This is a genomic window from Agromyces binzhouensis (assembly GCF_004135055.1).
GTDB lineage: Bacteria > Actinomycetota > Actinomycetes > Actinomycetales > Microbacteriaceae > Agromyces > Agromyces binzhouensis.
This window is the reverse complement of sequence record NZ_SDPL01000278.1, coordinates 1-4,223: the sequence shown is the minus strand read 5'-3', so window position 1 is coordinate 4,223 and position 4,223 is coordinate 1. Positions and strand designations below refer to the sequence as shown.

Below are 4,223 nucleotides of genomic sequence, written 5' to 3'. Positions count from 1 at the left end.
GCGCGAGCGGCGCGGGCAGCTTCGGCTCGGCGGTCGACGGGACCGGACCCGCCTCGAGCGCGGCGACGTCGTACGGGATCGCGAGCACCGTCGGCACCCGGTACGCCAGGGCGTGCTCGATCGCGATCACGGTCGTCGCCGCGGCATCCGCTCGGCCGACCGTGTAGGTGCGCGCCCCGACGCCCGACGCGAGCGCGATCTGGTCGACGCCCCAGGGGCGCGGGCCCGAGGTCGGCTCGTCGCCGACGACGAGCACGAGCGGCACCTTCGCCTGCACGGCCTCGGCGAGCGCGGTCAGCGTGTTCGTGAACCCGGCGCCGTAGGTCGCGGTCGCCGCGGCGAGCCGGTTCGAGGCGCGGAAGTGGGCATCGGCCGCGACGACGCCGCCGACCTCGTGCCGGACGGCGGTGAAGGTCGCCTCGGTCTCGCGCTCGAGCGCGTCGAGGAACCAGGCGTTGCCGTTGCCCATGACGCCGAAGACGTGGTCGACGTGGGCGGCGAGCGTGCGGGCGACGTGCGCGGAGACGGTGGGCATGGCGGAGCCTTTCGAGACGGTGACGGATGGCGGTTCCGTATGTGTCTCGCGGGGCCGGCCGAGGCGGCCTGACGCTTCGCGCCCCTTTTTCGGGCGCCGGCGCCGCGCGTCGATCGCGGGGATCGGGGCGCCTGGACGGAGCGAGTATAGCCCGCCGGCCCGTCGTCATCCGCTCCGAGCATGCGGCAGGATGGCACGCGTGAAGACGATCCAGTTGCGCCGGTACACGCTCGTCGACGGGGAGTACGACGCGTTCGTGACGTGGTGGGACGAGTGGATGCCGCGCGTGCGGAGCGCCGCAGGATTCGCCATCGAGTTCGCCTACGGCATCCGCGAGGCGAACCAGTTCGTCTGGGCGGTGAGCGCACCCGGCGACGCCGACGCCTTCCGTGCGCTCGAGGCCGAGTACCTCGCCTCCGACGCGCGCGCCGCCGCGTTCGACGGCGTTCCGCAGCGCATCGCGGTCTACGACATCGCCCTGGTCGACGACATCGCCGCCTGAGCCCCACCCGCGTCGCTCCGGCGCACTCCCCGGCCGAGGGCGAGCGGATGCCTCCGGCTCGCCGCCGCGGCAGCCGAAAGGCCCGCCGCAGGACGCCGTGTACATCGCGCTCGCCGTGCCGCGGTCGCTATGATCTGACCATCCCCTTGGACACCCCCGTGGTCGACGCTGCCCACCCGCGCGCGCGACCCGAACAGGCCGACGAGGTCCGACCCGCGGCTGAGAGGAAGAGTCGTGAGCCACGAGTTCGACGCCCGCCGTGAGGATTGGATCGCCCGAGAGGAGCTCGCCGAGCGCATGATCCCGCTCATCGGCGGGTTGTACCGCCGGCACGGGGTCGTCACCTCGATCCACGGCCGGCGGCTCATCAACCGCTCGGCGGTCGAACTGCTGAAGGCGCACCGCTTCTCCCGGCAGGCCGGCGACGTCGAGCTCGACCTGGCCGACACCATGCGCGTGCTCGAGGCCCTCACCGAGATCGCCCCGGGCCCCGCCTCGATCGACGTGGCCCGCCTCGTCTCGCGGTTCCACGCCGCACCCGCCGGGACCGACCTCGTCGACTTCCTGCGGTCCGAGCTCGCGCCCGTGCTCGTCGACCCGGCCGCCTCGGCCGACGCCGACGGTGCCGCCGAGGCAGCCGGCACCGACGTGGTGCTCTACGGCTTCGGCCGCATCGGTCGCCTCCTGGCCCGGATCCTCATCGCCCACGCCGGCGGCGGCCAGGGCCTGCGACTGCGCGCCATCGTCGTGCGCAGGGGCAGCGAGAACGACCTCGCCAAGCGCGCGAGCCTGCTCCGCCGCGACTCGGTGCACGGGCCGTTCCAGGGCACGATCACGGTCGACGAGGAGGCGAACACCATCCTCGCGAACGGCACCCTCATCCAGGTCATCTACTCCGACGACCCGGGCACGATCGACTACACCGCCTACGGCATCTCCGACGCGATCGTCGTCGACAACACGGGCCGCTGGCGCGACGAGGCCGGCCTCAGCCGCCACCTCGAGTCCACCGGCGTGGCGCGGGTGCTCCTCACCGCTCCGGGCAAGGGCGCGATCAAGAACATCGTGCACGGCATCAACCACGGCGACATCGAGGCGGGCGACCGCATCCTGTCGGCCGCCTCGTGCACGACCAACGCCATCACGCCCGTGCTGGCCGCGATCGACGAGGCCTACGGCGTCGTGCGCGGCCACGTCGAGACCGTGCACTCGTTCACGAACGACCAGAACCTCATCGACAACTTCCACAAGGGCGACCGTCGCGGCCGCTCGGCGGTGCTCAACATGGTGATCACCGAGACGGGCGCCGCGAAGGCCGTCTCGAAGGCGCTGCCCGCACTCGAGGGCAAGCTCACCGGCAGCGCCATCCGCGTGCCCACGCCCGACGTCTCGCTCGCGATCCTGAACCTGCAGCTCGAGCGGCCGACCGACAAGGCGACGCTGAACGCGTACCTCCGCAAGGTGTCGCTGACCTCGCCGCTGCGCCAGCAGGTCGACTACATCGAGTCGGCCGAGGTCGTCTCGACCGACTTCGTCGGCAGCCACCGCGCGGGCATCGTCGACGGTCTCGCGACCATCGCCGACGGCACCGACGTCGTGCTCTACGTCTGGTACGACAACGAGTACGGCTACTCCTGCCAGGTCGTCCGCGTCATCGAGGCGATGGCGGGCACGCACCCGGTCGTGCTCCCCGAGCGCGAGCCCGTGCGCATCGAGCAGGTCGCCGCGGCGGCCGTGCCCGAGGTCGCCGAGGTCGGCTGAGCGGATGGCGCGGGGGCGGGGCCGCACGGCGGCCCCGCCCCGCTCCGGTCGTAGGCTGAGGGCATGAGCAGCGAAGCCGTCATCGTCGACGTCGTCCGAACGCCCGTGGGTCGCGGCAAGCCCGGAGGGATGCTGAGCGGAGTCCACCCCGTGGACCTGCTCGCGGGCGTGCTCACCACGATCGTCGACCGGAACGACCTCGACCCCGCCATCGTCGACGACGTGATCGGCGGGTGCGTCAGCCAGATCGGCGAGCAGTCGTACAACGTGACCCGCAACGCCGTGCTCGCGGCGGGCTTCCCGGAGTCCGTCCCCGGCACGACGATCGACCGCCAGTGCGGGTCGAGCCAGCAGGCGGCGACGTTCGCCGCGCAGGCGATCCTCGCCGGTCAGGCCGACATCGTCATCGCGTGCGGCGTCGAGTCGATGAGCCGCGTGCCGCTCGGTTCCAGCGCGGCCGGTGCCGACCCGTTCGGCACGCGCCTGCACGCACGGTATCCCGACGGCCTCGTCGGCCAGGGCGTCTCCGCGGAGCTCATCGCGCAGAAGTGGGGATTCTCGCGCGAGCGGCTCGACGCGTTCGCGGCGCGCTCGCACGAGCTCGCCGCAGCGGCGGGGGAGTCGGGTGCGTTCGCGACGGAGCTCGTGCCCGTGGCGGGCATCGACCGGCTGGTCGACGAGACCGTGCGGCCGGGCACCTCGGTGGAGTCGCTCGCCGGGCTGAACCCGGCGTTCCGCAGCGACCGGCTGGCAGAGCGATTCCCCGACGTCGAGTGGCGGATCACCCCCGGCAACTCCTCGCCGCTGACCGACGGCGCCTCGGCCGCGCTCATCATGAGCGCCGATGCCGCCGAGAAGCTGGGACTCGAGCCCAGGGCGCGCTTCCGCGCGTTCTCGGTCGTCGGCAGCGACCCGCTGTACATGCTCACGGGGGTGATCCCCGCCACGGCGAAGGTGCTCGAACGTGCAGGCCTCGGCCACGACGACATCGACGCGTACGAGGTCAACGAGGCGTTCGCGTCCGTCCCGCTCGCGTGGCTCGCCGAGACCGGCGCCGACCCCGAGAAGCTGAATCCACGCGGCGGCGCGATCGCGCTCGGCCACGCGCTCGGGTCAAGTGGTACGCGCCTGCTCACGACGCTCGTGAACCAGCTCGAGGCGACGGGCGGGCGCTACGGCCTGCAGACGATGTGCGAGGGCGGCGGCATGGCCAACGCCTACGTCGTCGAGCGGATCTGATCCGCCCGCCCCGCCCCACATCTCGAACAAGGGAGCACCATGGAACTCAGCGGAGCATCCGCGATCGTCACCGGCGGAGCGTCCGGACTCGGGCGGGCGACGGCCCAGGCCCTCGTCGACGGCGGCGCGCACGTCGTGCTCGTCGACCTGCCCGGTCCGCGCGGCGAGCAGGCCGCGGCCGAGCTC

5 protein-coding genes are annotated in these 4,223 nt (G+C 72.7%); 4 read left to right on the top strand and 1 reads right to left on the bottom strand.

The annotated features are described in order from the left end of the window. Positions 1–535, bottom strand: a 535-nt coding sequence (locus tag ESO86_RS12480; RefSeq protein ID WP_277985228.1) for a thiamine pyrophosphate-binding protein, incomplete at its 3' end; no start/stop codon positions are given. 190 nt (positions 536–725) lie between these two features. Here ESO86_RS12480 and ESO86_RS12475 point away from each other — a divergent pair. The 4 genes from ESO86_RS12475 to ESO86_RS12460 form a co-directional block, all read left to right on the top strand. Continuing rightward, positions 726–1,037 carry a hypothetical protein gene (locus tag ESO86_RS12475; RefSeq protein WP_242492352.1) on the top strand — a complete coding sequence of 104 codons (312 nt, stop codon included), beginning with the start codon at positions 726–728 and terminating at the stop codon, positions 1,035–1,037. A 234-nt stretch (positions 1,038–1,271) separates the two neighbouring features. After that, entirely contained in the window at positions 1,272–2,798 is a 1,527-nt protein-coding gene (locus ESO86_RS12470; RefSeq protein ID WP_129235319.1) for a glyceraldehyde-3-phosphate dehydrogenase, read from the top strand. A gap of 63 nt (positions 2,799–2,861) precedes the next feature. Further along, on the top strand, positions 2,862–4,037 hold the full coding sequence (locus tag ESO86_RS12465; RefSeq protein ID WP_129235318.1) for a thiolase family protein: 1,176 nt from the start codon (positions 2,862–2,864) through the stop codon (positions 4,035–4,037). A 39-nt stretch (positions 4,038–4,076) separates the two neighbouring features. After that, on the top strand, positions 4,077–4,223 hold a 147-nt coding region (locus tag ESO86_RS12460; RefSeq protein WP_129235317.1), incomplete at its 3' end, for an SDR family NAD(P)-dependent oxidoreductase.